The sequence below is a fragment of the Verrucosispora sp. FIM060022 genome, from assembly GCF_003977705.1.
Classification (GTDB): Bacteria; Actinomycetota; Actinomycetes; order Mycobacteriales; family Micromonosporaceae; genus Micromonospora; species Micromonospora gifhornensis.
The window spans coordinates 99,545-123,797 of record NZ_RQIV01000009.1 but is presented as its reverse complement, the minus strand read 5'-3'; the positions used below and the strand labels follow the sequence as shown (position 1 = coordinate 123,797).

Below are 24,253 nucleotides of genomic sequence, written 5' to 3'. Positions count from 1 at the left end.
CGGCTGAGTCCCGACCCACCGATCGACAGCTGGCCGGCGCCGTACGGCCCCACTCGGAAGACTGTGGGCACTCCGGCTGTGCCATCCCGCCGGAATGTGGCACGGTGTCACTCAGGCACTCCCGGTCGCGTTGAGGATCCGGGTGCGAGCGTGGCGCGGAGGCACGGATGAGCGAGCACGAGGTTCCGGCGACAGCCGACTCTGGATCGACTCCCCCCGCCTCCGCCACACCGGCATCCGATGCCGTTGGCGCATCGGCTCCCGCCGCCTCCGCCAGCGAGCCGGCCCCGGGCGTCACGCCCAGCACCACAGCCGGGCCGCCGGCCTCGGCCAACCAGCCTGCGGTGGGACGGGCGGGTGTCCCGCGACCGGCCGACCGGGAACCCGCCCTGACCGCCCCAGCCGCGGGAACCGCGCCCACCTCGCCGGCCGGCCCCACCGGACCCGCGCTACCGGCCGCCGCGATCAGCCCCGCATCGCCTCCCGGCGCAGCCGGGCTCGTGTCGCCTCCTGGCGCAGCCGCAGTCGTGTCACCTGCTGGCCCCGGCGGGGTGGGTGGACCGGTGCGGGCCAGCGTCCGAGTGCCGGGAATGAGCCGGGTGAGCGTCGACGAGGCGCAGGCCGCCGGTGCCGGCGGCAGGGCCTCCGGGGTGTACCGGTCAATGCCGGTCAGCCCCGAGCCACCAGAGCCCGCCCAACCGCCGGAACCAGCCCAACCGCCAACCCCGCCGACGCCCGAGCCGGAACCCGCGCCACGTCCACCAGCACCGGTTCCACCGGTACCGGGGCCACCCGCGCCGCCGTCCCCGGCACCACCGATACCTGGTCCGCCCGCGCCGCCGGCACCGGGTCCGCCTGTGCCGTATCCGCCGGGACCGGTGCCTGCGCCGCCTCCCACACCCCGACCCTCGCCGCCACTGCCGGGGCCACCGACGCCACCGCCGGCTCCGCCGATGCCGGCACCACCGCCTCCGCCGGGCCCGATGCCCGCGCCACCGTTCCCGCCTCCACCTGCATCCAGCACGAGCGTGTCGTCGGGATCGGCTTCGCTACCAGCCGGGCGGATCACCGGAACGGCTCCGGGGGCGTCGAACCGGGGCGGCGGCACCACCGGCCAGGAATCCGCTGGCGCGGCACCGGTCGTACCGGCCCCTGCGCTGCCGGTCTGGCCACCACCGGTCACTCCCACCGGACGCCGGGACGAGCCTGCCCCGAGTTCACCGGGAGCAGCACCCCGGCAGTCGACCCGCCCGGGTCTGCTGCCGGCCGCTGCCCCCGCCGTGGAGCCGGCAGCCGGAACTGGTCCACGCCCGTCAACGCCCCCGTCCGCAGCCGGACCGCACGGGGCGCCGAGTTCCTGGCGAGCAGCCGCGAGTGCCGGCGGCTCCGTCGCGAGCCCCCTGGCTACGGGCGGATCCGTCGGGGGGCCCTCGGTAGCGGGCGGACCGCCCGCTGCGCCGCGGGCCGGCGACGCCGACCTGAGCTCCTACTACGCCGGTGGCTCGGGCTCCGCGACCGTGGCCTTCCCGGCCGGGGAGCCCGACAATTCGGGCTCGTTGACCGGGCACATTCTGGCTCAGGGCTGGGCGGACCACGGCACCGAACGCTCCAGCAGCACCACTCGGGTGGTGATCGTGATGGCCGTCGCCCTGGTACTGCTCGTGGCGATCAGTGTGCTGGTCGTACTGGTCGCGAACAATGCGCTCAGCGGTCTGCTGGAGTAACGACGATCGGTGAATCGACGGGTGAAACCGCACACTACCCCCCGCCGACGCGGGTGGCGGCTCGCCGTTCGCCGTACACTTGGGGCTGATCACTGACCCGGCGCGCTACCGTGCGCGCCTCTGGGCGTTCTTGCTGAAGATCCGGCGGCGTCGTGCCGCGGCGGGACATCGCAAATGTGCGCCCCGCTCGAAAGGCTTTTGTTGACCACCTCCGCTGTCTCCAGCACCCCGCTGTCCGCCCCAGACATCGACATCGACCCGACCTCGCCGTCGGCCGACGCTGCCGCCTCCGACGACTCGATCACCTTCGAGGCGCTGGGCCTGCCCGAGCCGCTCGCTCGGGCACTCGCCCGGCAGGGCATCACCACCCCGTTCGAGATCCAGCGCGCCACCGTGCCCGACGCCCTCGCCGGACGGGACGTGCTCGGCCGGGGGCAGACCGGTTCCGGCAAGACTCTCGCCTTCGGGCTGCCGCTGCTCGCCCGGATCGCCGACGGCGACCGGGCCCGGCCGTCCCGCCCGCGAGCCCTCATCCTGGTGCCCACCCGAGAGTTGGCCATGCAGGTCAACGACGCCCTGGCCCCGCTGGGTCGCACGGTCGGCGTGTTCCTCAAGACCGCCGTGGGTGGGGTGCCCTACGACCGCCAGATCGATGCCCTGCGGCGCGGCGTGGAGGTCATGGTGGCCACGCCCGGCCGGCTCGCCGACCTGATCGAACGCGGCATCTGCAAGCTCGACGACGTGGAGATCACCGTCCTCGACGAGGCGGACCAGATGGCCGACATGGGCTTCCTGCCCGAGGTCACCGACTTGCTGGCGAAGACTCCGGCGCACGCGCAGCGGCTGCTCTTCTCGGCCACACTGGACGCCGATGTGGACGCGCTGGTGCAGCGCTTCATGACCGACCCGGTCACCCACTCCACCGCCCCGGCGACCGCAGCGGTGTCCACCATGGATCATCACCTGCTGCTGATTCCGCCGAGCGACAAGTTCCCGGTCACCGCGTCGATCGCGGCGCGCGCCGGCCGGACCATCGTGTTCGCCCGTACCCAACTCGGGGTGGACCGGCTGGTCAGCCAACTCGCGGCGGTCGGTGTGCGGGCCGGTGGGCTGCACGGCGGCAAGACCCAGCGGATGCGTACCCGCACCCTGGCCGAGTTCCGCGAGGGGCGGACCAACGTCCTGGTCGCCACCGACGTGGCGGCCCGGGGCATCCACGTCGACGGGGTCACCCTGGTGCTGCACGTCGACCCGCCGAAGGACCCGAAGGACTACCTGCACCGCGCGGGCCGTACCGCCCGCGCCGGGGAGACCGGCGCGGTGGCCACGCTGGTCCTGCCCAAGCAGCGACGCACCACGCTGGCAATGCTGGAGAAGGCCGGGGTGCAGCCGGCGGAGACGCGGGTACGCGCCGGCGACCCTGCGCTGACCGAGTTGACCGGGGCACGGGAGCCGAGCGGGGTGCCCGTACGCGACGAGCCGGAGGCTCCCCGCCGGAGCAGTCGGCCCGGCGGTCCCCGCCGCTTCGACGGCCCGACCACCGAGCGCCGCTACCGTGACCGCCCGGTCAGCGACCGCCGTTACGGCGATCAGCCCCGTGACGACCGCCGCTACCGCGACGACTCCCGAGGCACGGGTCGCTATGGCGACGACTCGCGGGGTGCGGGTCGCTATGGCGACGAGTCCCGAGGTGCGGGTCGCTACGGTGCGGACAGCCGGGGCGAGCGCAGCCATGGCGATTCGAGCCGCAGTGAGCACAGCTACGGCGGTCACGCGCGGGGCGAGCGCCGGTTCGGCGAGCCGGTCCGTGGCGAGCGTCGGTACGGCGACCGGCCGCGCTCGGATGGCCGGGGCCCGCAGGACCGGCCGCGGGAGGACTGGCGCGGGCCGAGTGGGCGCTCCCGTGCGCGTACCTACTGACCGACGCAGCATCTAGGCAGCAAGATCACGCTCGAACTGGGATCGAGTGGTCTCACGGTCGACCCGAGGCCACTCGATCCCAGATCGAGCACGATCAAGCAGCCCCCACCGCCCGGATCAGGCAGGGGTGGCGCGGGGGGACTGGTGTTCGGTGCAAAGGCGGTGCCGTGCCTGGGGCCGGTGGCGTAACGTCCGATTCATGCCGACCATGTCGAAGTCGCTGCTGTGGACCCGGATCGACACCGCCGGTGCCGAACATGCCCTCGCTGATGACAGTCACGGCCTGGCGGCACACGGCACGCAGGTGGCCGCCGACCCGATTCCCTACACCTGCCGCTACCAGCTGCTGACCGACCCTCAGTGGGCGAGCGTCCGGGTCGAGGTCGAGGTCGAGGGAGCGGGCTGGCGGCGCAGCGTACGCCTGGAACGGGCCGTTGATCGATGGCGGGTGACCGCCGCCGAGCAGGGTGACCTGGACGCGGCCCTCGCCGCCGCCGGGCATGCGCCGGCCGGGCTGCCCGGCGTCGAGGATCCGGACCGGTTGGCCGACGCCCTCGACGTGGATCTGGGCGGCTCGCCGCTGTTCAACACGCTGCCGGTACGCCGGCTCCGGCTGGCCGACCAGGCCGCCGACACGAGCTATCCGCTCACTGTGGTGTGGGTGCTGGTGCCGAGCCTGACGGTGCTGCCGGCCGAGCAGGTCTACACCGGGCTGGGCCCGACCCGCTTCCGGTATACCAGTGGCGGCTTCAGCGCCGACATCGAGATGGACGCCGACGGCTTCGTCCGGCACTATCCAGGCCTGGCGCAGCTCTCCACGACCCGCTGACAACCCGCCGCCACTCGACCGTTGCGCAGCCGGAGCGAAAACTCGACCCGTGCCGGGCCGAGCAGACGCAAGCTCGAGCCGAAGCTAGGACGGCCAGCTGCCGTCGGTCAGGAAACGGTCGATCGTGGCCAGGTGGGGGGCCAGGTCGAGGCCCTGCGCGCTCACCCACTCGTCGGAGTAGTACGTGTCGGCGTACCTGTCGCCCGCGTCGCAGATCAGGGTGACCACCGAGCCGGTCCGGCCGGCGGCCAGCAGCTCGGCGATCAGTCCGAAGGCGCCCCACAGGTTGGTGCCGGTCGAGCCACCCACCTGTCGGCCCAGCACCGCCGAAGCGGAGCGCATCGCGGCCAGCGAGGCCGCGTCGGGTACCCGCATCATCCGGTCCACCACCGAGGGCAGGAACGACGGCTCGACGGTGGGCCGGCCGATACCTTCGATCCGGGAGCCCTGCCCGGTGCGAACCGACCAGTCAGCTGCCTGCCAGGCGGGATAGAACGCCGAGTTCTCCGGGTCGACCACGCAGAGTTTGGTGGGCAGTCGCCGGTAGCGGGCGTACCTTCCGATTGTCGCGCTGGTGCCGCCGGTGCCGGCGCCGACCACGATCCAGGCCGGTACGGGATGGCGCTCCAGCGACAGCTGCGCGTAGATCGACTCGGCGATGTTGTTGTTGCCCCGCCAGTCGGTGGCGCGCTCGGCGTAGGTGAACTGGTCCATGTAGTGCCCACCGGAATCCTCGGCGAGCCAGCGCGCCTCGATGACCACCTTCGCCGGATCGTCGACCAGGTGGCACCGACCGCCCTGGAACTCGATCTGCGCGATCTTCTCCGGCGAGGTGGAGGCGGGCATCACCGCGATGAAGGGCAGGTCCAGCATCCGGGCGAAGTACGCCTCGGAGACGGCAGTGGAGCCGGACGACGCCTCCACGATTGTGGTGTCCGGCCCGATCCAGCCGTTGCAGAGCCCGTAGAGGAACAGCGAGCGCGCCAGCCGATGCTTCAGCGATCCGGTCGGGTGGACCGACTCGTCCTTGAGGTAGAGGTCGATGCCCCAGCGCCGGGGCAGCGGGAACGGCAGCAGGTGGGTGTCGGCGGACCGGTTCGCGTCGGCCTCGACGGCGGCGATCGCCTCGGTCACCCACCGCCGGCTCGCCTCGTCACACCGGTCGAGTTGAGTCACCGTCGGAACCTAGCAAGCGAGCCTGGGAGCTGGGAATTCAGGAGGAGGACGGGCCGACCGGCTGCGGACGGTTCTCCCACTTGGTCGACAGGGCGATGCTGGTACGGGTCGAGGCCACCCCGGGCGTACGGTTCAGCCGTACGATCAACTGCTCCAGTTCGGCGATGGTGCTCACCCGGGCCTTGAGCAGGAACGACTCGACGCCGGCCATGAAGTAGCAGGACTCGATCTCCGGCATGGCGCGGATCGCCTCCAGCACGTCGTCGGTGTCCGCGCCGGAATCCTCGACCACGCTGATCAGGGCGGTCACGGCCAGGCCGATGGTCTCCGGCTCGACTTCGGCCCGGTAGGCCCGGATCACCCCGCCGGCTTCCAGCTTGCCGACGCGTTCGTGCACTGCGGGAGCGGAGAGGCCGACCTGGCGGGCGAGTTCGGCGTACGAGAGGCGGGCGTTGCCGCGGAGCAGGTCCACGAGGGCGAGGTCGATGGCGTCCACGGACTGTAGACCCTAGTCGGCACCGCGTGACAGCAGGACGCCGGCACCCGTTGCACATTACCGAGCGCGACAGTTCCCATACCGAGGGTCCGAAGGGCGGGACGCCGGTACCATTACTAACTTCCCACTCAGTGCATTTTTCGCGTTTGGCGGACACGCCTGGTCGCTGGTGCTGTAATTGCCATACGTCCCTCATGACGGCTCTGGGCTCGCACCGGCCGGGGGCAGTGTGTTCAGCCGGGGGCTTCGTCGACGCGAGGAGGGGGCTGTGGACACTGGAGATCGCCTGCTGACACCGGGTGAGGTCGCCGCGCTGTTTCGGGTTGACCCGAAAACCGTGACGCGCTGGGCGGCAGCGGGCCGGATCGGCAGCATCCGGACTCCAGGAGGGCACCGCCGGTTTCGGGAATCCGAGGTGCGGGCCCTGCTTGAAGGGGAGGGCATGCTGGAAGAGGCGGACGAGATGGGCAGAGCGCGCAATGTGGGCCCAGCCGCCACGACCGGGCCAGGCCCGGCCAACGCCGGCATGTACTGAAGTGGTGCGGATCGAACGCGGGCCGGCTCGTCAGGTCCGGTCCGCGTTCAACGTTCCGGTCCAGCGGTGGAACAGGGCGTGTGGCACGCCGAGAGCGTCGAGCACCTTGCCCGCCACGAAATCCACAAGCTGCGCCGCGGAAGCGGCGGCGCCCGCACCGTAGAAGCCGGGACTTGCCGGCAGCACCACCGCGCCGGCATCGTGCAACGCGATCAGGTGTTCCAGGTGGCTGCGGGTCACCGGCGTCTCGCGCGGCACGACGACCACCTGCCGGCGTTCCTTGAGGTTGACCTCGGCGGCCCGCTGCAACAGGTCTTTCGACAGCCCGATCGCGATGCCGGCGCAGGCCGCCGTGCTCGCGGGCACCACGGCCATGCCGCGCACCGGGTACGAGCCGCTGCTGGGTCCGGCCGCCAGGTCGCCGGCGGGCCAGTGCCGCACATCCGCGCCATCCAGATCACGGCCGAGCCAGGCGGACAGATCCTCGGCCCAGTGTGCGTCGCGGAACGGACGTCCGGTCTCGTCGAGGATGGTCAACCGGGCGGCTCGGGAGACGATCAGGTCCACCGGCTGCCCGGCGTCGAGTAGTCCGCGTACCACCGCAGCCGCGTACGGCGTCCCCGACGCCCCGGACACCCCGACCACCCATGGTTCACGCATGCCTCCAGCCTGCCTGGTCGCTGCCGGCCGCCGGGCAGCCACCTCGGGGAACGGGCTGGTATCGACCCCGATGTCCGACCGGGCACCGACGGCCGGCCACCACCTGGCATGCTGCCCGAGGCCGAACGCGTGGGCTCGGGCAGGCGTGGCTCGTGGGAGAGGATCCGGGATGGCTGATCACACCCTGCCGACGCGACACGCTGACGAGAACCGCCCCGTACGGATCGTCACGGACATCCTGCCGGCGTTACGCGATGCCTGTCCGGTTCCGTCCCGACAGTCCCCGTACGCCGATGAAGTGCAGCGCTGGCTGATGGGCTGGCTGCCGCAGACCGGGCTGCCGCTCGACGAGCCGGCGCGGCAACGGCTGGCCGGTGCCCGCTTCGCCCACTACGCCGGGCGGCTCTATCCGGACGCCACCGAGGCCGACCTGCGCGTCCTGTCCGCGCTGTTCACCTGGTTCTTCCTGGTCGACGACGCCTGCGACGGGCCGGGCCGGCTCGAACTGGCCGAGATCCGCGGGTTGCGGGACGGTGCCGTACTGCTGCTGCAAGGTCGTTCCCGGCCGCGACATCCCGGGCTGCGCGGCCCTCTGCGCCGGCTGCTGGCCAACGCCTGGCGGGAACCGCACCGTCGGATGCCGACCCGTTGGCGCTTGCGCTTCGCCGACGCGGTGGCCCGGCACCTCGACGGCACCTGGCAGGAGGCGACGAACAAGTCCCGCGGTCACGCGCCCGGCGTCACCGAGTACGTCGCGCTGCGCCGGGCCACCTCGGCGGCGGACGTCTCCTATCCGCTCGCCGAATTCGTGACCGGCCGACCGCTGCCCGACGCCGTCTACCATCATCCGCTGCTACGCGAGTTGCGCGACCTCGGCAACGACCTGCTCTCCTGGTACAACGACCTCGCCTCGCTGGCCTCCGACGCAGCCACCTCGGGCGGGCACAACCTCGTCCTGGCGACGGCCACCGAGCGTCAGGTGCGGGTGGATGACGCGGTCGAGGTGGTGACGCGACGCTGGCACGAGTCGATGCGACGGTTCGTCGACCGACGCGCGGCGGTGCCGTCGTTCGGACCGGCGCTGGACGCGGCCGTCACCACCCATCTCGACGGGGTCTCCCGCGCCGTCCGCGGCACCATCGACTGGACCCTCGAAAGCACCCGCTACGTGGGTAAGGAAGGGCACCTTATTAACGCCTCCGGTAGTAAAGGGGCCCCTTCTTAACGTCCCCCACCGCCGGTTGCGTCAGGGGCGCAGGTCCAGGCGGGTCACCAGGTCGAGCAGGGCGAAGACGAACAGGGCGATGCTGACGAACCCGTTGGCGGTGAAGAACGCCCGGTTGACCTTGCTCAGGTCGTCCGGCTTGACCACCAGGTGCTGGTACCCGAAGGCGAGCGCGGTCAGCGCCAGCCCGATCCACCAGAGCCAGCCGAGACCGACCAGCGCACCGAACCAGAGCAGCAGCGCGAACGTCACCACGTGCGCGACGGTGGAGGCGTGCAGCGCGAACCGCAGCCCGTACCGGGCGGGCACGCTGTGCACCCCGATCTTCCGGTCCACCTCGGCGTCCTGGCAGGCGTAGATCAGGTCGAAGCCACCGATCCACAGGCCGACAGCGGCACCGAGCACCCAGGCCGGGCCGGAGCCGGCGAACGTGCCGGTCACCGCGAGCCAGGCCCCGATCGGGCCGACCATCTGGGCGATGCCGAGGATCGCGTGCGGCCAGTTGGTGAACCGCTTGCCGTACGGGTAGACGATCAGCGGCACCACCGCCAGTGGCGCCAGCACCAGGCAGAGCGGGTTGAGCAGGGCGGCGGCGGCCAGGAAGAAGGCAAGCGCCACGCCCGCCCCGGTCCAGGCCGTCCGCAGGCTCACCGCCCCCGTCACCAGTTCCCGATTGACGGTACGCGGATTCCGCGCATCGATCCGCCGATCCAAGATCCGGTTCGCCGCCATGGCGAAGGTCCGCGCCCCCACCATCGCCACAGTGATCAGCGCCAGATCCCCCCACCGCACCCGCCCCCCGTCAACCGCCATAGCCGTCAACGCCGACAAGTAAGCAAACGGCAACGCGAACACCGAGTGCTCAATCGCCACGAGCCGCAAGAACGCCTTCACCCGCCCCCGCGATCTTGCACTTTCCGTCGGGGCAGAGCTGGATGAAGCGGACGAATCGGCGACCGAAACCGCAAGATCGCGGGGAGAGGAGGGGTCGCGGGGGGAGGAGGGGGTGGTGGGGGTGGGCATTAGATGCCGTATTCCTTCCAGCGCTTGTCTACCAGGGAGATGACTTCGGGGGTCATGGTCATTTCCTCGGGCCAGCCTCGGGTGTAGCCCTCGCTGGGGAGCTTGCGGGTGGCGTCGATGCCGGCCTTACCACCCCAGAACTGCTGGTACGAGGAGTGGTCCAGGTGGTCCACCGGGCCCTCCGTGAGCAGCAGGTCGCGGGCGTAGTCGACGTTGCCGAAGGCGCGGAACGCGACCTCGTTGTAGTCGTGCACGTCGCAGTCCTCGTCCACGATCACGATCAGCTTGGTCAGCGACATCATGTGCGCGCCCCAGATCGCGTTCATCACCTTCTGCGCGTGCTTCGGGTAGCGCTTGCGGATCGACACGATCGCGCAGTTGTGGAAGACCCCGGCGGCCGGCAGGTCGTAGTCGACGATGTCCGGGATGAGGAAACGCAGCAGCGGCGCGAAGATCCGCTCGGTGGCCTTGCCCAGGCCGTGGTCCTCCTGCGGCGGCTTCGAGGTGACGATCGTGTGGTACACCGGGTCGCGCTGCATGGTCATCGCCTCGACGTGCAGCACCGGGAACGGCTCCACCGGGGTGTAGAAGCCGGTGTGGTCGCCGAAGGGGCCTTCCGGCAGCCGCTCGCCCGGCTCCAGGTAGCCCTCCAGCACCACCTGGGCGTGCGCCGGCACCTGCAACGGCACGGTCAGGCAGTCGACCATCTCCACCCGCTCACCGCGCAGGAACCCGGCGAACAGGTACTCGTCGATGTCGGCGGGCAGCGGTGCGCTCGACGCGTAGCTGACCACGGGGTCGCAGCCGATCGCGATGGCGACCGGCAGCCGCTGGCCGAGCCGCTCGGCGACGGCGTGGTGCGCGGTGGAGTTCTTGTGGATCTGCCAGTGCATGCCGAGGGTGTTGTGGCTGTGCTGCTGGAGCCGGTACAACCCGAGGTTGCGCTTGCCGGTCTCCGGGTGCTTGGTGTGGGTCAGCCCGAAGTTGTGGAAGATCCCGCCGTCGCCCGGCCACACCTGAAGTCCCGGCAGCCGGTTCAGGTCGACGTCGTCGCCCCGGTAGATCACCTGCTGGCAGGGGGCGGTCTTGACCTTCTTGGGCGGCATCGACTTGAGCTGCATCACCTTGCCCAGGCCGCCCATCATGCCGGAGAAACCCACAGGCAGTTCCGGCTTGAGCAGCTCGCCGATCCGGTTGCCGATCTCGTCCAGCGACTCGACGCCGAGCGCCATCGCGGTCCGCTTCTCGGTGCCGAACAGGTTGATCGCCACCGGCATCTCGCCCCGGGTCGGCCGCTCGAACAGCAACGCCGGCCCGTCGGCCCGCACCGTACGGGTCACCACCTCACTGATCTCCAGTGTCGGGTCGACCGGCACGCCGACCCGGCGCAGTTCGCCGGCGCGCTCCAGCGCGGCCAGGAAATCCTTCAGATCGGTGTAGGGAAACCCGCGAGCAGCCATGTCAGCAAGTCTCCCCCACCGTGCTGCCGTTCCGGCCGCCCGGGTCAGGTGGTGTGGGCGGCATGGTGTGCGTTGCACCACAGCCTGTGCCAGAACCGGGCGACAGCGACGGAACCCCGGTCACCTCGTTGAACGGCGTGTCCCGGGTGACGAACTGGTTCCGTACCGCCGGAGGCCGGCTGCGTGACAGTTGGCTGCTCGTGGTCGAGGTGACGCTGGCCACCACCGCCTCCTGGTTCGTCGCCAGTCGGCTGCTCGGCGGCCCACACGGCAGCGGTGACCCCTCGGCGTTCTACGCCCCGGCCGCCGCGCTGGTGCCGCCGGGCGGGGAACTCGAACCGACCCGCCTCTACGACGCGCTGATCGGCGGCTCCATCGCGTTGCTGATCACCCAGGTCGTCGGCGCACAGTCGCCGCTGCGGCCGCTGGACACCGAGGGACGACGGACGTTCGCGGAGCTGTCCGGGGTGCTCGACGACATCCGTCAGGCGGTGCAGCGGCACGACGAGCAGGCGGCCCGGTCCGCCTTCGGGCGGGCTCAGCAGTTGGACTCGCGTACCGCCGCGCTGCGCCGGGCGGTGTCGGTCGCCGACGAGAACCTGCGCCTCGCGGTCTGGGAGCGGGGCAGCCGGTCCCGCGTCGATGCCGCCCGGTCCGCCGCCGACCACGTCGACTACGCCGTCCGCAACACCCGTACGCTGGCCCGCTCGACGGTGGTGCTGGCCCGGCTGCCGCAACCGCCGCCTCCGCAGTTCGCCACCGCGCTGGCCGGGCTGAGCCGACTGGCCGGTTGCGCCGCCGCGGTGCTCACCGCCGTCGTCGCCGGCGACGGCGACACGGCCGACCGGCACGTCGACCGGGCGGGTGCGGTGGCGCTCGACGCGGTCCGGGCGATGACGCCGCTGGTCCGGCACGAGCAGCCGTTGCCGGTCAGCACGATCGTCGGCCACATCCGGATGGTGACCGTCGACCTGCTGCGCAGCGCCGGAGCCGACAAACCGGACGTGCTCGACGCGATCGACGCCGCTCTCGCCCTGCCCGGCGCGCATCGAACCGGCGACAGCTGACCCGTCGACGCGGATCAGACGTCGGCGTACGAGTGCAGGCCGGTGAAGAAGATGTTCACGCCGAAGAGGTTCATCAGCATCGTCGCGAAGCCCAGGATGGCCAGCCAGGCGACCAGGTTGCGCTTCACGCTCGGCGTCGCCCGCGCGTGCAGGTAGCCGGCGTAGATCACCCAGGAGATGAAGGACCAGGTCTCCTTCGGGTCCCAACCCCAGGGCCGGCCCCACGCCGCCTCGGCCCAGACCGCCCCGGCGATCACCGCGAAGGTGAAGATCGGAAACGCGAAGGCGTGCAGGACGAAGGTGAGCCGCTCCATGCTGGCCGCCGCCGGCAGCCGCTTGGCCAGGGTGTACGGGAAGCTGCGCTTGCCCCGCTCGTAGCCCGCCCGCATCAGGTACGCCACCGCCGGCACCGCGCCGAGCAGGAACAGCCCTGAGGCGAACACGATTGTCGACACGTGCACGATGAACCAGTACGAGTTGAGCGCCGGCACCAGCGGCACGATCGGCGTGTAGAGCACCAGCTCGGCGGTGGCCACCAGCAGCACCATGACCAGGGTCAGGAACAGCCCGAGCCGGCGCAGCGACGGCACCTTCACCAGCACCACCAGCCAGGCGACGACGCCGATGAACGAGACCGTGAGCACGAACTCGTACATGTTGCCCCAGGGCATCCGCTCGGCGGCGATACCGCGGGTGACCAGCCCGGCCAGGTGCAACGCCGCGCCCAGCGCGGTCAGCCCGACCCCGATCCGACCGGCCAGTTCGGCGCGCCGCGCCGTGCGCTGGGCCGGACCGGCGGGATTGGCGACCGGCGTACCCCGCTCGGTCACCACGCCGCCACCGGCACCGACCGCCGCACCGACCAGCTCGCGGGCGGGCGCGGTCACGGCCACGGTACGGGAGTTGCCCAGGGCGTACTCGACCGCGTGACCGATCATCGCCAGCAAATACACCATCGTGGTGATCGACACCAGCTGGTCGGAGAGTGCGGACATCACTTGGCCCCTTCTCGCGCGTCCGGTACGCCGTCGACCTCGTCGGCCGGCCGTTCGCCGCGCATCGCCGCCACCAGTTGGGCGAACTCGTCGGCGAACCCGGGATGCTCGGTACGCGGCAGGCCGCCCACCTCGATCAAACTACTACCGCGCGTCGGAGATCCGTCGGCGGGGTCGGCCGCATCAGCCGAAAGGAGCCGTACGAAGACCCGTCGACGCCTGACGAACAGCGACCCCATCAGCCCCAGCACCAGGCCGACCGAGCTGATCAGCAGCAGTGTCGTACCGGGGTCGTACCGCACGGACAGCACGATGTACGGCTCGGAACCCAGGAACTCGACGGTCGTGCCGTCGTCAAGGGTCCAGCTCTCCCCGAGCCGCAGTTCCTTCGCGCCGATCTCGGTGAGCCGGCCGTTGCGCACCTGACGCTGGTCGAGCTGGTACACCGAGCCGGGGATACCGCCGTCCAGACCCAGGTTGCCCCGATAGGCCACCAGGCCGAGCAGCGGATTCTCCTCGGTCGGGTGCTCGGAGCGGGTGAACGGGGGCTCCTGGGGAGCGGTCGGCAGGTACAACCCGTCGAAGGCCATCTGCAGGTCCGGCTTGCGCTCGCCGGTCGCCGGATCGACGTTGGCGTCCGGGAACGCGGCCAGCCCTTCGCTGGTCAGCCCGAGATCACCGTTGCTGAGGAACGGCACCGCGCTGGTCTGGCTGCGCCCGAACCGGTCGGTGTAGCGGATCACCGGGGCGTACCCGTGCCCGAGCAGGTAGACGTTCGCGCCGTCGAGGCGCAGCGGCGAGTTGACCGAGAACTCCGCCGTGCGGGGCGGGTCGCCGTCCTCGTCCACGGTCACCTTCGCGTTGTAGAACGACGGCTGACCGGTCGGCAGGAAACGCGCGTCGAACTCGTCCAGTTGCAGGCAGAACCGGGGCAGGTCGTCGCCGACCCGCGGGCCGAGCTTCACCTCGGCGTACTGCTGGCGGGTGTTGCAGAAGACGTGGTCGGCACCGGCGACGAGCAGCCGGTTGCCCTGCCAGCCGTACCAGGAGCCGAGGGCGACACCGAGCAGCACCAGCACCATCGAGGTGTGGAAGATCAGGTTGCCGGTCTCCTTGAGGTAGCCCTTCTCGGCGGAGACCTCGTCGCCGCGGACCACCACCCGCCATCGGCGACGCCGCAGCGCCTCGGCGACCGCCGCCACGCCACCGTCGGGCGCGGGCACCACCGTGTGCTGCGGCAGCCGACCGAGCCGCTTCGGTACGGCCGGGGGCCGGGCCCGCAGCGCCCGGACGTGGTCGACCAGCCGAGGCGTGATGCACCCGATCAGCGAGGTGAACAGCAACAGGTAGATCGCGGAGAACCAGACCGAGCTGAACGCCTCGAACGCGCCGATCCGATCCAGCCACGGGGCCAGGTCGGGGTGCTCGGTGAAGAAGTCGCGTACGTCCTCCGGGTTGACGCCGCGCTGCGGCAGCACCGAACCGGGGATCGCGGCGACCGCGAGCAGGAAGAGCAACACCAGCGCGGTACGCATGCTGGTCAGTTGCCGCCACGAGTTGCGCGCCAGGGCGAGCAGCGGGTTGGTACGGCGGCGGGGCGCCTCCGCCGGTGCGCCCGGTCGGTCGTCCACAGCGGTCATCAGATGCTCACCTGGAAATCGCCCACTCCGATGGTGGTCTGCAACCAGATCACGACGTTTGTCCAGCCGCCGGTGACCAGCGCCAACCCGATCATGATCAGGAGTACGCCACCGACCCGGGTGACCCAGCGGCTGTTGCGCCGGATCGCCTGGAACACCCCGAGCAGCCGATTGAAACCCAGCCCGAAGACGACGAACGGAATCCCCAACCCCAGGCAGTACGCCACCGCCAGCACCACCGCCCGGTCGGTCTGCCCGCTGGTGGCGGCCATGCCGAGCACTGCGGCCAGGGTCGGCCCGGTGCACGGCACCCAGGTCAACGCGAACACCGCACCGAGTACGGGTGCGCCGAGCAGACCGGCGCTGGGCAGCCGGTTGATCCGCAGTTCCCGCTGGAGGCCGGGCAGCACCCCGAGGTAGCCCAGCCCGAGCAGCACCACGAGACCGCCGATGACGATCTCCAGTGGCCGCTTGTAGTCGAAGAAGACCCGGCCGATGGTGCTGAACAGGATCGCGGTGCAGACGAAGACGACGGTGAAACCGACGACGAACAGCAGCGTCCCGGCGAGCACCCGACCCTTCACCCCGGCCCGGACCCGTTCTGCGCGTACGACCGTGCCGACGCCACCGCTGCGCTCGGCTGCTGCGGCGGAGGTGGCGGTGTTAACAGGGGTCCCTTCCTCTACCGCAGGCGTTAACAAGGTGCCCTTCCTTGCACCTCTGCCTTCCAGGTCGGCGCCGGCCAGCCCGGTGACGTACGACAGGTAGCCGGGCATCAACGGGAGCACGCAGGGCGACAGGAAGCTGACCAGCCCGGCCAGCGCCGCCGCGCCCACCGCGAGCAGCAACGGGCCGGAGACGGCGAGTTGCCCGAAGGTCTCGCCCATCAGCGTTGGCCGGACGGCGCGGGGGACTCCGCGGCGATCCGCTCGACGATGGGTTGCAGGCCCTCCTGCCGTACGGCCGCCCGGATCACCACCGCGATCCGACCCTCCCGGTCGAGCACGACGGTGGCCGGGATGGTGTTCGGCGGGATGTCCATGTCCAGGGCCAGCCGGCTGCCCGGGTCGAAGATGCTCGGGTAGCTGACCCGGCCCTCCTCGAAGGCGATCGCCTTGTCCCGGCTGTCCTGCACGTTGATGCCGAGGAAGGTGACCCCGGAGTCCTTGGTCGCCTGGTAGGTGCCTTCCAGGTCGTCGGCCTCCGCCCGACAGGGCGCGCACCAGGAACCCCAGAAGTTGACCACGACCACCTGACCACGCTGGTCGGCCACGTCGTAGGAGCCACCGGTGAGCAGCTCACCGGTGATCTTGGGGGCGTCCGAGCGTTGCTCCGGACCGCACTCGACGATGCCGTTCGCGCTGTCACAGGTCGACTCACGCCCGCCGCCGGTGCAGCCGGTCAGCACCGCCGCCAAGGCGACGGCGAGCAGCCCGACGACCAGTTTGGGGGCAGCCATCTCAGGCGCCCTTGGCCGTCCGGGCACCCGGCGACATCGCGACCAGGTGCGCGGCCGGTTCCGAGTAGCCGATGCCGACGACCTTCGCGCCGTCGAAGTGGAAGGTGGTCAGCGAGGCCAGCCCGCACTGGCGGCGGCGCGGGTCGTGCCAGAGCCGCTTGCGCTCGACATAGCGGCGCAGCGTCCAGATCGGCAGCTGATGGGAGACCAGCACGGCCTCGCGGCCCTCCGCGGCGACCCGGGCGGCGTGCAGCGCGGCGAACATCCGCTCGGCGATCGCCCGGTACGCCTCGCCCCACGACGGGGTGACCGGGTCGCGCAGCACCCACCAGTTACGCGGGTCGCGGAACGATCCGTCGCCGGGCGAGACCCGCTTGCCCTCGAACCAGTTGGCGCTCTCGATCAGCCGCTCGTCCACCCCGACGGGCAGCCCGAACTGCGCGGCGATCGGTTCGGCGGTCTGCTGGGCGCGTTCCAGCGGGCTGGCCACCACGTGCACGACCTCGCGGTCGGCGAGCCCCTGCGCGGCGGCCTTGGCCATCTGGACACCCAGTTCGCTGAGGCGGAACCCGGGCAGTCGGCCGTAGAGAATGCCGTCCGGGTTGTGCACCTCGCCATGCCGAAGCACGTGGACCACCGTCTTACTCACCGCTGTGCCCCCTTGGCTCGCGACTGCGGGGCTCGCAAAACCGGCTCACTCCTCGCGCTCACCGTGCCTACCCCCCTGTACCTGCCGCTGCTGCCGCGTTGGCCGCCACCGGCAGGGCGGCGGCGATCTGTTCCAGGGCGGCGTCGTCGATCGCCGCCGAGACGAACCAGGATTCGAATGCGCTCGGCGGGAGGTACACCCCGGCGGCGAGCATCGCGTGGAAGAACGCCTTGAACGCGGGCACCTGCTGGGTGCGGGCGCTGTCGTAGTCGACCACGTCGGCGTCGGTGAAGAAGATCGAGAACATGCTGCCCGCGTACGACAATCGGTGCGGGACACCGGCGGCGGCCAGCGCGTCGCCGGCGAGCTTGCCCACGACGGCGGCGGTGTCGTCCAGCTTGCGGTAGAGCGCGTCGTCGGCCAGCCGCAGGGTGGTCAGACCGGCGGCGCAGGCCAGCGGGTTACCGGAGAGCGTGCCGGCCTGGTAGACCGGGCCGGCCGGGGCCAGCCGCGACATGATCTCCGCGCGCCCGCCGAACGCCGCGGCGGGCAGCCCACCACCCATGACCTTGCCGTACGTCCACAGGTCCGCCTCGACCGGGTCGAGGCCGTGCCACCCGGAGCGGGAAACCCGGAACCCGGTCATCACCTCGTCGATGATGAGCAGCGCGCCGTTGGCGTGCGCGATCCGCGCCAACTGCTCGTTGAAGCCGTCCCGGGGAGCGATCACGCCCATGTTGCCCGGTGCCGCCTCGGTGATCACGGCAGCGATGTGCTGACCCTCGGCGGCGAACGCCTCCTCGACGGCAGCAATGTCGTTGTACGGCAGCACGATCGTCTCGCTGGCCGCCGCACCGGTGACGCCGGGCGAATCGGGCAGGCCGAGGGTCGCCACGCCGGAGCCGGCAGCGGCGAGCAGCGCGTCCACGTGCCCGTGGTAGCAGCCGGCGAACTTGATGATCTTCGAGCGACCGGTGTAGCCACGAGCCAGCCGGATCGCCGACATGGTCGCCTCGGTGCCCGAGTTGACCAACCGGACCTGCTCGACCGGGGTACGCGCGACGATCTCGGCGGCCAACTCCACCTCGCCGGGCGTCGGTGTACCGAAGCTGGTGCCGTTGGCGGCGGCAGCCTGCACCGCCGCGACCACCTCGGGGTGGGCGTGGCCGAGAATCAGCGGCCCCCACGAGCACACCAGGTCGACGTAGCGCCGGTCGTCGGCGTCGTACAGCCAGGGGCCCTCACCGCGAACCATGAAGCGGGGCGTCCCACCGACGGCGCGGAAGGCGCGCACGGGAGAGTTCACCCCGCCCGGCACGATGGCGCGAGCGCGGTCGAACAGGGCCGCTGAGGCCGGCGCGTCGACCGGGTAGCGGTCGGATCCGGCAGAAGTCACCTCGGTCACGATGCCGCCATTGTGTCAGCGTCAAGCTGGGGACCGGCAGGCACCCCGGAACGGGGTTACCAGGCTCACCTGCGAAAGGCCACCCCGGGCCGGTTCGCCTCGACAGGCCGGACGTGCGAGATCGCGATAGGCTGATCCGGTGGATCGTGCCGAACTGTCCATCACCGTACACCGAACGGGCGACGAAGCAGTCCTACGCCTTGCCGGTGAGATCGACATGCTCACGGCCGCCCAGCTGTCGACCGTCGTCAACGAGGTCCTCGCCGAGCCGCCACCCCGGATCGTGCTCGACCTGGGCGGAGTCACCTTCTGCGACTCGCAGGGCCTCGGCACCCTCGTCGTGCTCAGCCGCAAGGCCAGCCACGCCCAGAGCCTGCTCATCCTGACCAACGTCGGCGAGTTCCTGCTCCGCGTCCTGGACATCACCGGCCTCCGCAGCGCCCTGATGATCCGCAACGACGCCCCCACCCCCTAACCACCCAGCCCCGCACCCACCCCCGCCCCCGCCCCGCCCCGCCCCGCCCCGCCCCGCGATCTTGCACTTATGGTCGCCCTTATGCCGCTCTTGCCCCGCTATGCCCCGACGAAAAGTGCAAGATCGCGGCGGTGAAGGCAGTGACGCAACCACGTCCACAGCCCTCCACGTCGCACCCCCGCGATCTTGCACTTGCAGTCGCCCATATATCGCCTTTGCCCTGCTATGCCCCGACAGTAAGTGCAAGATCGCGGGAGGAAGGGCAGTGACGCGCCCCCGCCCCAGTCCACGCTCGTGACCCCGCCACGATCTTGCACTTATGGTCGCTCTTATGTCGCCCTTGCCCCGTTACGCCCCGACGAAAAGTGCAAGATCGCGGCGGCGGGTGGGGGTGGGGCCGCGGGGGGCGGCGCGGGGAGGGTGGGGTGGGGGTGGGGCCGCGCGGGGTGGCGTGGGGTGGGGTGGGGTTAGTCGGGGGTGGGGCCCCAGCGGGCTTGTTCGAGGGTGGTGAGGACTTGGGCGATGGCGTCGGGGTTGTCGTCGGCGGAGCGTAGGAGGGTGGTGGCCTCGTCGACGGCGTCGGTGAGCAGGCGCCACTGGGCGTCGCGCTCGCGAACCATCTCCGACTGGGCGGCCAGCTGGCGGGTCTTGGTCCAGAGTTCCACGAAGACGGAGACCTTGGCTCGCAGCACCCACGGGTCGAAGGGCTTGGTCAGGTAGTCCACCGCGCCGACCGCGTAGCCACGCAGCGCCAGTTGCGCGTCCCGGTCGGCGGCGGTCAGGAAGATGATCGGTACGTGTCGGGTGCGTTCCCGCCGCTTGATGTGGCTGGCCGTCTCGAAGCCGTCCATGTCCGGCATCTGGGCGTCGAGCAGGATGACCGCGAAGTCGTCGACCAGCAGTTGCTTGAGCGCCGCCTCCCCGCTCTCCACCGCCACCGACTGCACCGGCAGCCCCTGGAGGATCGCCTCCAGGGCCATCAGGTTCTCCCGGCGGTCATCGACCAGTAGCGCCTTTGCCACCTGCGTCACGAGCCCTCCTCGGTACGGCTGCCACTGATCCAGGAGCCCATCAACTCGATCAGCTCGTCCAGGTCGACCGGTTTGGTGATGTAGTCACTCGCCCCCGCCGCGATCGCCGACTCCCGATCGCCGGGCATCGCCTTGGCCGTGAGGAAGACGATCGGCAGATCGGCGAACCGGTGGTTGCGCCGGATCTGTCTGGTGGTCTCGTACCCGTCCTGGTCAGGCATCATGGCATCCATCAGCACGATGTCGACCTCGGGGTGCTCGGCGAGCAGGCGTACGCCGTCGCTGCCGTTGTCGGCGTAGAGCACGGTCATGCCGTGCAACTCCAGCGCGCTGGTCAGGGCGAACACGTTGCGCACATCGTCGTCGACGATCAGCACCGTGGCGCCGTCCAGTTGGCGGGTCTTCGGTGCCTCGGGCTGCTGCGGCAGCAACTCCACCGGCGGCATCAGCAGCGACGACGGTAGGCCGGCCCGCTGCGGGGAGGGTGGTGCCGGGGCCACCACGGCGTCCGGCGCCAGCACGTCGGGCAGGTAGAGGGTGAACGTCGAGCCCTGGTTGGGCGCCGAGCTGACGGTGATCGTGCCGCCGATCAGCCGGGCCAGGTCGCGACTGATGGACAGGCCCAGGCCGGTACCGCCGTAGCGGCGGCTGGTGGTGCCGTCCGCCTGCTGGAACGCCTCGAAGATCAGTGACAGCTTGTCGTCGGAGATGCCGATGCCGGTGTCGATCACCGTGAACGCGATCACCTGACGGGCGTTGATCAACGCCGGTACGTCGAAGACCGCGTGCTCCGGCGCCCGGGAGATGCGCAGCGTCACCGCGCCGTTGTCGGTGAACTTCACCGCATTGGAGAGCAGGTTGCGCAGGATCTGCTGGAGTCGCTGGGCGTCGGTGACCACCGCGGGCGGCAGATCCTTGGCCACCCGTACCTGGAAGTCCAGGCCCTTCTCCTCGGCCTGCGGGGCGAACGCCTGCTCGACGTAGCTGCGGATCTCCTCGAACCGGACCTCGGTCGGCTCCACGTCCATCCGCCCCGCCTCGATCTTGGACAGGTCGAGGATGTCGTCGATCAGGCGCAGCAGATCCGACCCGGAGCCGTGGATCGTCCGGGCGAACTCGATCTGCTTCGGGGTCAGGTTGCGCTCCGAGTTCTCCGCCAGCAGCCGCGCCAGCAGGAGCAGCGAGTTCAGCGGCGTACGCAGTTCGTGGCTCATGTTCGCCAGGAACTCCGACTTGTACGCCGAGGCGCGGGTCAGCTGCTGCGCCTTCTCCTCCAGACCGAGCCGGGCCATTTCGATCTCCCGGTTCTTGGTCTCGATGTTGCCCTTCTGCTCCGACAGCAGGGTCGCCTTCTCCTCCAGTTCGGCGTTGGTGCGCTGCAACTCCGCCGACTGTTCCTGCAACTCGTGGGCCAGCCGCTGCGACTGGGCGAGCAGCTCCTCCGTACGCCGGTTGGCCTGAATGGTGTTGACCGCGATGCCGATGGTGGCGACCAACCGCTCCAGGAAGGACAGGTGCAACTCGGAGAAGGGCGTCACGCTGGCGAACTCGATCACCCCGAGCAGTTCGCCCTCGAAGAGCACGGGCAGCACGACCAGGTCGGCCGGTGGAGTGTCGGCCAGCCCGGAGCGCAGCGTGATCCGCCCGTCCGGTACGGCGCCGACCCGGATCGTCCGGCGGGAGAGGGCGGTCTGCCCGACCAGCCCTTCACCGGGACCGAAGGTGACCTCGTGACCTCGGGACACGTAGCCGTACGAGGCGGTCAGCCGCAGCCGCATCACGCCCTCGGAGTTGTCCGCCAGGAAGAACGCGCCGAGTTGCGCGTCGACAAGCGGTGTCACCTCCATCATGATCATCCGGCAGACCTCGCCGAGGTCGCGCTGGCCCTGCAACAGACCACCGATGCGGGCCAGGTTGGAGTCGAGCCAGCCCTGCTCGGCGTTCTTGTGGGTGGTCTCCCGCAGGGTGACGATCATCTGGTTGATGTTGTCCTTGAGCTCGGCGACCTCGCCCTGCGCCTTCACCGCGATCCGCTGGGTCAGATCGCCGCGGGTCACCGAGGTCGACACCTGGGCGATCGCCCGCAGCTGGGTGGTCAGGGTGGAGGCGAGCTGGTTGACGTTCTCGGTCAGGTCCCGCCAGGTGCCGGAGACGCCCTTCACTTGGGCCTGACCGCCCAGCTTGCCTTCGATGCCGACCTCTCGGGCCACCCGGGTGACCTCGTCGGCGAACGACGACAGCTGATCCACCATCGTGTTGACGGTGTTCTTCAGCTCCAGGATCTCGCCCTGCGCGTCGACCGTGATCTTCTGCGACAGGTCACCGTTGGCGACGGCGGTGGTGACCGAGGCGATGTTCCGTACCTGGCTGGTCAGGTTCGACGCCATCGAGTTCACGTTGTCGGTCAGGTCCCGCCAGGTGCCGGAAACGCCCTTCACCTGGGCCTGACCACCCAACTTGCCCTCGGTGCCCACCTCACGGGCCACCCGGGTCACCTCGTCGGCGAACGACGACAACTGATCCACCATCGTGTTGACGGTGTTCTTCAACTCCAGGATCTCGCCCTGCGCGTCCACGGTGATCTTCTGCGACAGGTCACCCTTGGCCACCGCAGTGGAGACCTGGGCGATGTTGCGTACCTGACTGGTCAGGTTCGACGCCATCGAGTTCACGTTGTCCGTCAGGTCCCGCCAGGTGCCGGCCACCCCGCGTACCTGGGCCTGACCGCCGAGCTTGCCTTCGGTGCCCACCTCACGGGCCACCCGCGTCACCTCGTCGGCGAACGACGACAACTGATCCACCATCGTGTTGACGGTGTTCTTCAACTCCAGGATCTCGCCCCGGGCGTCCACGGTAATCTTCTGCGACAGGTCACCCTTGGCGACGGCCGTGGTGACGGAGGCGATGTTCCGTACCTGACTGGTCAGGTTCGACGCCATCGAGTTCACGTTGTCGGTCAGGTCCCGCCAGGTGCCCGAAACGCCCTTCACCTGGGCCTGACCGCCCAACTTGCCCTCGGTGCCCACCTCACGGGCCACCCGGGTCACCTCGTCGGCGAACGACGACAACTGATCCACCATCGTGTTGACGGTGTCCTTGAGCTCCAGGATCTCGCCCCGGGCGTCGACCGTGATCTTCTGCGACAGGTCACCCTTGGCCACCGCCGTGGACACCTGGGAGATGTTGCGTACCTGGCTGGTCAGGTTGCCGGCCAACTGGTTGACGTTCTCGGTCAGATCCCGCCAGGTGCCGGAGACCCCGCGCACCTGTGCCTGGCCGCCGAGCTTGCCCTCGGTGCCCACCTCACGGGCCACCCGCGTCACCTCGTCGGCGAACGACGACAACTGATCCACCATCGTGTTGACGGTGTCCTTGAGCTCCAGGATCTCCCCCTGCGCGGCCACGGTGATCTTCTGCGACAGGTCGCCGCGGGCCACCGCCGTGGACACCTGGGCGATGTTGCGCACCTGGGCGGTCAGGTTCGACGCCATCGAGTTGACGCTGTCGGTGAGGTCCTTCCAGGTGCCGGCCACGTTGGGCACCTCAGCCTGGCCGCCGAGCTTGCCCTCGGTACCCACCTCACGGGCCACCCGGGTCACCTGCTCGGCGAAGAGCCGCAGGGTGTCGGTCAGCGAGTTCATCGTGTCGGCCAGCTCGGCGACCTCGCCCCGGGCGCTCACCGTGATCTTCTGGCTCAAATCGCCCTTCGCCACCGCCGTGGCCACCTGGGAGATCGACCGCACCTGCCCGGTGAGGTTCGACGCCATGGTGTTCACCGAGTCGGTGAGGTCCTTCCAGGTGCCGGCGACGCCGCGTACGTCGGCCTGACCGCCGAGCTTGCCCTCGGTGCCCACCTCGCGGGCCACCCGGGTCACCTCGTTGGAGAAGGACGAAAGCTGGTCGACCATGGTGTTGACGGTGCGTCCGATGCGCAGGTACTCACCGCGCAGCGGACGGCCGTCGATCTCCAGCGCCATGTGCTGGGAGAGGTCACCGTCGGCGACGGCGACGATGACCCGCGCGATCTCGGTGGTGGGTCGGCCCAGATCGTCGATCAACGAGTTGACGGCCCGCTGACCTTCCGCCCACGAGCCGTCCAATCCCTCTTCGTCCAGCCGCTCGGTCAGCCGGCCGTCCCGACCGACGATCCGGCTGATCCGCCGTAGATCCAGATGCTGCCGCTCCTGGAGCGACACCACGTCGTTGAAGGCGTCCGCCACCTCCCCGGCCGCGCCGGAACGCCGCGGAAGCCTGACCTTGAGGTCACCGCCGCGCACCCGGCGCAGCGCCTCCGCCAGCTCGGTGAGGACCGCCTCGTGGTCCGCGACGCTGATCTCCGCGGTCGCCGACTGTTTCGCCGTGGTCATCATTCCTCGCTCACCTCGGGGTCCACCGGCTCGCGCCGGGTCACCCCATCATTGTCCCCGTGACCTCGAAACCGCCACGACGCATCGCCGCCCGGGTTACGGACGCGAACCCCGATC

The 24,253-nt window shown here is 70.4% G+C and carries 21 protein-coding genes; 7 read left to right on the top strand and 14 right to left on the bottom strand.

Annotation, left to right across the window (positions count from 1 at the left end):
- Positions 1-669: 669 nt before the first annotated feature.
- Positions 670-996, bottom strand: a complete 327-nt coding sequence (locus tag EG812_RS22520; protein ID WP_126712681.1) for a hypothetical protein — start codon at positions 994-996, stop codon at positions 670-672.
- A gap of 560 nt (positions 997-1,556) precedes the next feature.
- Between EG812_RS22520 and EG812_RS29120 the strand changes: the two genes are divergently transcribed.
- The 3 genes from EG812_RS29120 to EG812_RS22510 all read left to right on the top strand — a co-directional run bounded on the left by EG812_RS29120 (position 1,557) and on the right by EG812_RS22510 (position 4,473).
- The gene (locus EG812_RS29120) at positions 1,557-1,724 is read left to right on the top strand and encodes a hypothetical protein (protein WP_158632533.1); all 168 of its coding nucleotides are present in this window, start codon (positions 1,557-1,559) and stop codon (positions 1,722-1,724) included.
- 174 nt (positions 1,725-1,898) lie between these two features.
- Positions 1,899-3,644: a DEAD/DEAH box helicase gene (locus tag EG812_RS22515; protein WP_502697210.1), complete on the top strand. Its 1,746-nt coding sequence runs from the start codon at positions 1,899-1,901 to the stop codon at positions 3,642-3,644.
- Between the two features lie 199 nt (positions 3,645-3,843).
- Complete coding sequence (locus tag EG812_RS22510) at positions 3,844-4,473, top strand: putative glycolipid-binding domain-containing protein (RefSeq protein ID WP_199743925.1); 630 nt, start codon at positions 3,844-3,846, stop codon at positions 4,471-4,473.
- An 84-nt stretch (positions 4,474-4,557) separates the two neighbouring features.
- Here EG812_RS22510 and cds1 read toward each other — a convergent pair whose 3' ends face one another.
- Together cds1 and EG812_RS22500 are read right to left on the bottom strand one after the other, a co-directional pair.
- Complete coding sequence (cds1, locus tag EG812_RS22505) at positions 4,558-5,649, bottom strand: L-cysteine desulfhydrase Cds1 (RefSeq protein WP_013730987.1); 1,092 nt, start codon at positions 5,647-5,649, stop codon at positions 4,558-4,560.
- 37 nt (positions 5,650-5,686) lie between these two features.
- Positions 5,687-6,145 carry an Lrp/AsnC family transcriptional regulator gene (locus EG812_RS22500; protein ID WP_013730986.1) on the bottom strand — a complete coding sequence of 153 codons (459 nt, stop codon included), beginning with the start codon at positions 6,143-6,145 and terminating at the stop codon, positions 5,687-5,689.
- 268 nt (positions 6,146-6,413) lie between these two features.
- On the opposite strand from EG812_RS22500, the gene EG812_RS22495 reads away from it, so the two are divergent.
- On the top strand, positions 6,414-6,680 hold the full coding sequence (locus EG812_RS22495) for a BldC family transcriptional regulator (RefSeq protein WP_013730985.1): 267 nt from the start codon (positions 6,414-6,416) through the stop codon (positions 6,678-6,680).
- Positions 6,681-6,710: 30 nt separating this feature from the next.
- On the opposite strand, the gene EG812_RS22490 is transcribed toward EG812_RS22495, so the two are convergent.
- Positions 6,711-7,340, bottom strand: coding sequence for a UbiX family flavin prenyltransferase (locus tag EG812_RS22490; RefSeq protein ID WP_126712679.1), 630 nt, complete (start codon positions 7,338-7,340; stop codon positions 6,711-6,713).
- Between the two features lie 169 nt (positions 7,341-7,509).
- On the opposite strand from EG812_RS22490, the gene EG812_RS22485 reads away from it, so the two are divergent.
- Positions 7,510-8,565, top strand: a complete 1,056-nt coding sequence (locus tag EG812_RS22485; RefSeq protein WP_126712678.1) for a terpene synthase family protein — start codon at positions 7,510-7,512, stop codon at positions 8,563-8,565.
- 21 nt (positions 8,566-8,586) lie between these two features.
- Here EG812_RS22485 and mqnP read toward each other — a convergent pair whose 3' ends face one another.
- Both mqnP and EG812_RS22475 read right to left on the bottom strand, forming a co-directional pair.
- Positions 8,587-9,588: a menaquinone biosynthesis prenyltransferase MqnP gene (mqnP, locus tag EG812_RS22480; RefSeq protein ID WP_126712677.1), complete on the bottom strand. Its 1,002-nt coding sequence runs from the start codon at positions 9,586-9,588 to the stop codon at positions 8,587-8,589.
- Positions 9,588-11,048: a menaquinone biosynthesis decarboxylase gene (locus tag EG812_RS22475; protein ID WP_013730981.1), complete on the bottom strand. Its 1,461-nt coding sequence runs from the start codon at positions 11,046-11,048 to the stop codon at positions 9,588-9,590. Before EG812_RS22475 ends, mqnP begins: the two co-directional genes overlap by 1 nt.
- A 146-nt stretch (positions 11,049-11,194) precedes the next feature.
- Here EG812_RS22475 and EG812_RS22470 point away from each other — a divergent pair, with 146 nt between their 5' ends.
- A complete protein-coding gene (locus tag EG812_RS22470) occupies positions 11,195-12,115 on the top strand; it encodes an aromatic acid exporter family protein (RefSeq protein ID WP_126712676.1) in 921 nt (306 codons plus the stop codon).
- A 14-nt stretch (positions 12,116-12,129) separates the two neighbouring features.
- Here the strand turns inward: EG812_RS22470 and ccsB are convergent, their stop codons facing one another.
- The 6 genes from ccsB to hemL form a co-directional block, all read right to left on the bottom strand.
- On the bottom strand, positions 12,130-13,110 hold the full coding sequence (gene ccsB, locus EG812_RS22465; protein ID WP_126712675.1) for a c-type cytochrome biogenesis protein CcsB: 981 nt from the start codon (positions 13,108-13,110) through the stop codon (positions 12,130-12,132).
- Entirely contained in the window at positions 13,110-14,750 is a 1,641-nt protein-coding gene (locus tag EG812_RS22460) for a cytochrome c biogenesis protein ResB (protein ID WP_013730978.1), read from the bottom strand. The genes ccsB and EG812_RS22460 overlap by 1 nt, the downstream gene beginning before the upstream one ends.
- Positions 14,750-15,637: a cytochrome c biogenesis CcdA family protein gene (locus tag EG812_RS22455; protein WP_126712674.1), complete on the bottom strand. Its 888-nt coding sequence runs from the start codon at positions 15,635-15,637 to the stop codon at positions 14,750-14,752. The genes EG812_RS22460 and EG812_RS22455 overlap by 1 nt, the downstream gene beginning before the upstream one ends.
- Positions 15,637-16,209, bottom strand: coding sequence for a TlpA family protein disulfide reductase (locus EG812_RS22450; RefSeq protein WP_126712673.1), 573 nt, complete (start codon positions 16,207-16,209; stop codon positions 15,637-15,639). Before EG812_RS22450 ends, EG812_RS22455 begins: the two co-directional genes overlap by 1 nt.
- 1 nt (position 16,210) lies before the next feature.
- Complete coding sequence (locus EG812_RS22445) at positions 16,211-16,858, bottom strand: histidine phosphatase family protein (protein ID WP_013730975.1); 648 nt, start codon at positions 16,856-16,858, stop codon at positions 16,211-16,213.
- A gap of 67 nt (positions 16,859-16,925) precedes the next feature.
- Positions 16,926-18,263: a glutamate-1-semialdehyde 2,1-aminomutase gene (gene hemL / locus EG812_RS22440; protein WP_013730974.1), complete on the bottom strand. Its 1,338-nt coding sequence runs from the start codon at positions 18,261-18,263 to the stop codon at positions 16,926-16,928.
- 139 nt (positions 18,264-18,402) lie between these two features.
- On the opposite strand from hemL, the gene EG812_RS22435 reads away from it, so the two are divergent.
- The gene (locus EG812_RS22435) at positions 18,403-18,738 is read left to right on the top strand and encodes an STAS domain-containing protein (protein WP_013730973.1); all 336 of its coding nucleotides are present in this window, start codon (positions 18,403-18,405) and stop codon (positions 18,736-18,738) included.
- 467 nt (positions 18,739-19,205) lie between these two features.
- Here EG812_RS22435 and EG812_RS22420 read toward each other — a convergent pair whose 3' ends face one another.
- Positions 19,206-19,769 carry a response regulator gene (locus tag EG812_RS22420; protein WP_013730972.1) on the bottom strand — a complete coding sequence of 188 codons (564 nt, stop codon included), beginning with the start codon at positions 19,767-19,769 and terminating at the stop codon, positions 19,206-19,208.
- Positions 19,766-24,136 carry a hybrid sensor histidine kinase/response regulator gene (locus EG812_RS22415; protein WP_126712671.1) on the bottom strand — a complete coding sequence of 1,457 codons (4,371 nt, stop codon included), beginning with the start codon at positions 24,134-24,136 and terminating at the stop codon, positions 19,766-19,768. Before EG812_RS22415 ends, EG812_RS22420 begins: the two co-directional genes overlap by 4 nt.
- Between the last annotated feature and the right edge of the window lie 117 nt (positions 24,137-24,253).